The organism is Flavonifractor sp. An82 (assembly GCF_002159265.1).
GTDB lineage: Bacteria > Bacillota > Clostridia > Oscillospirales > Oscillospiraceae > Flavonifractor.
This window is the reverse complement of sequence record NZ_NFHG01000048.1, coordinates 1-3,010: the sequence shown is the minus strand read 5'-3', so window position 1 is coordinate 3,010 and position 3,010 is coordinate 1. Positions and strand designations below refer to the sequence as shown.

The following is a 3,010-nucleotide window of genomic DNA, read 5'->3' as shown; positions in this document are numbered from 1 at the left end:
GACTGGAAGTCAGCACCTTGAAAACTGAACAATGCAGATTGAAAGTATGAAGAGCAAGCAACAGAGGGCAATAACAGCAATGTTGTGGAACTTAAAGATAGAATGGCGAAAGCCGTTCTGGTGAATGGGTAAAACAATGTAGCCAATTGCAAAACTTCTGTGAGGCCTGCATAATTCATGATCGAATAGAGAACAGCTCAGAAATGAGACTGTTCTACTAAGGTCAAGCTATAAAGAGCGCAAGGGGAATGCCTTGGCATCAGGAGCCGAAGAAGGACGTGACAAGCTGCGATAAGCTGCGGTGAGTTGCACATAAGCTTTGACCCGCAGATTTCCGAATGGGGAAACCCGGCAGAGCAATACTCTGTCAGCCTGCGTTGAATCAAATAGGCGTAGGTGGGGAACCGCCTGAACTGAAACATCTAAGTAGGGCGAGGAAGAGAAATCAACAGAGATTCCGCAAGTAGTGGCGAGCGAACGCGGAAGAGGGCAAACCGAAGGATTTATCCTTCGGGGTTGTGGACCGACACAACGGCAGGATAGGTTAGCCGAACGGTATGGGAAGGCCGGCCATAGCGGGTGAGAGCCCCGTAGGCGAAAACCGAATCTTGTTAGTCGAGTTCCAGAGTACCGCCGGACACGTGAAACCCGGTGGGAAACTGGGGGGACCACCCTCCAACCCTAAATACTACCTGATGACCGATAGAGGAGCAGTACCGTGAGGGAAAGGTGAAAAGGACCCCGGGAGGGGAGTGAAAGAGAACCTGAAACCTTGTGCTTACAAGCACTCAAAGCACGTTAAAGTGTGATGAGGTACCTTTTGTAGAATGGTCCGGCGAGTTATTGTTACTGGCAAGCTTAAGGTATTCAGTACCGGAGGCGAAGGGAAACCGAGTGTGAACAGCGCGTATGAAGTCAGTGGCAATAGACCCGAAACCGGGTGACCTATCCATGGGCAGGTTGAAGTGGGGGTAAAACCCCATGGAGGACCGAACACACGCCCGTTGCAATGGTCGGTGATGACCTGTGGATAGCGGTGAAATTCCAATCGAACTCGGAGATAGCTGGTTCTCCCCGAAATAGCTTTAGGGCTAGCGTTAACTTAGATTACCGGAGGTAAAGCACTGAATGGGCTAGGGGCCGATAAGGTTACTGAACCCTATCAAACTCTGAATGCCGGATAATTGATGGTTAGCAGTCAGTCTACGTGAGATAAGTCTCGTGGACAAAAGGGAAACAGCCCAGACCCACAGCTAAGGTCCCAAATGTGTGCTAAGTGGAAAACGATGTGGAGTTGCGAAAACAACCAGGATGTTGGCTTAGAAGCAGCCACTCATTAAAAGAGTGCGTAATAGCTCACTGGTCGAGTGACTCTGCGCGGAAAATATAACGGGGCTAAGCATGCAACCGAAGCTTGGGCTTGCCGCAAGGCAGGGGTAGGGGAGCGTCGTGTACGGGGTGAAGTCGCAGCGGAAGCAGCGGTGGACTTTACACGAGTGAGAATGCCGGAATGAGTAGCGAGAATTATGTGGGAATCATAATGGCCGAAAATCTAAGGTTTCCTGGGGAAGGTTCGTCCGCCCAGGGTAAGCCGGGAGCTAAGGCGAGGCCGAGAGGCGTAGTCGATGCACATACGGTTGAAATTCCGTAGCCACCGAACCTTAAGCACACTGACACATGGAGATAGCGGGACCCGGGCGTTGGTTGACCCGGGCGTAAGGGACCGAAATCAAGTAGGGAAGTCCGCGATGCTCTGTGGCGAGAAAAGGTGTGTGGTATGCTAAGGTGCCCGTACCGCAAACCGACACAGGTAGATGAGGAGAGAATCCTAAGGCCAACGGGAGAAGGGTTGTTAAGGAACTCGGCAAAATGACCCCGTAACTTCGGGATAAGGGGAGCCTCCTACGGGAGGCCGCAGCGAATAGGCCCAAGCGACTGTTTACCAAAAACACAGGTCTCTGCTAAATCGAAAGATGACGTATAGGGGCTGACGCCTGCCCGGTGCTGGAAGGTTAAGAGGAGAGCTTAGCGCAAGCGAAGGTTTGAATCGAAGCCCCAGTAAACGGCGGCCGTAACTATAACGGTCCTAAGGTAGCGAAATTCCTTGTCAGGTAAGTTCTGACCCGCACGAATGGCGTAACGATTTGGGCACTGTCTCAACAGCCCACCCGGCGAAATTGTTGTACTGGTGAAGAAGCCAGTTACCCGCAACTAGACGGAAAGACCCCATGGAGCTTTACTGTAGCTTAATACTGGAAATCGGTAAATCATGTACAGGATAGGTGGGAGACTTGGAAGCCAGGGCGTCAGCTTTGGTGGAGTCACCCTTGGGATACCACCCTTGATTTGCTGGTTTTCTAACCTGCGGCCGTGAATCCGGTCGGGGGACACTGTTAGGTGGGCAGTTTGACTGGGGCGGTCGCCTCCTAAAAGGTAACGGAGGCGCTCAAAGGTTCGTTCAGCACGGACGGAAACCGTGCAGTGAGTGTAAACGCATAAACGAGCCTAACTGCGAGACCGACGGGTCGAGCAGTAACGAAAGTTGGAGTTAGTGATCCGGCGGTATGCAAGTGGAAGTGCCGTCGCTCAACGGATAAAAGCTACCCTGGGGATAACAGGCTGATCTCCCCCAAGCGTCCACAGCGACGGGGAGGTTTGGCACCTCGATGTCGGCTCGTCACATCCTGGGGCTGAATTCGGTCCCAAGGGTTCGGCTGTTCGCCGATTAAAGTGGCACGCGAGCTGGGTTCAGAACGTCGTGAGACAGTTCGGTCCCTATCTGTTGCGGGCGTAAGAGATTTGAAGGGAGCTGTCCTTAGTACGAGAGGACCGGGATGGACGTACCTCTGGTGCACCAGTTGTTCTGCCAAGGGCATGGCTGGGTAGCTATGTACGGACGAGATAAACGCTGAAGGCATCTAAGCGTGAAACTCTCCCTAAGATTAGATCTCTCATCCTTCGGGAGTAAGGCACGTCGTAGACTATGACGTTGATAGGTCGGAGGTGGAAG

Annotated in this window: 1 rRNA gene; it reads left to right on the top strand. The window is 52.6% G+C overall.

The features are described from left to right. Window positions 1–221 precede the first annotated feature (221 nt). Window positions 222–3,010, top strand: a 23S ribosomal RNA gene (locus B5G34_RS18090); the annotation flags it as partial.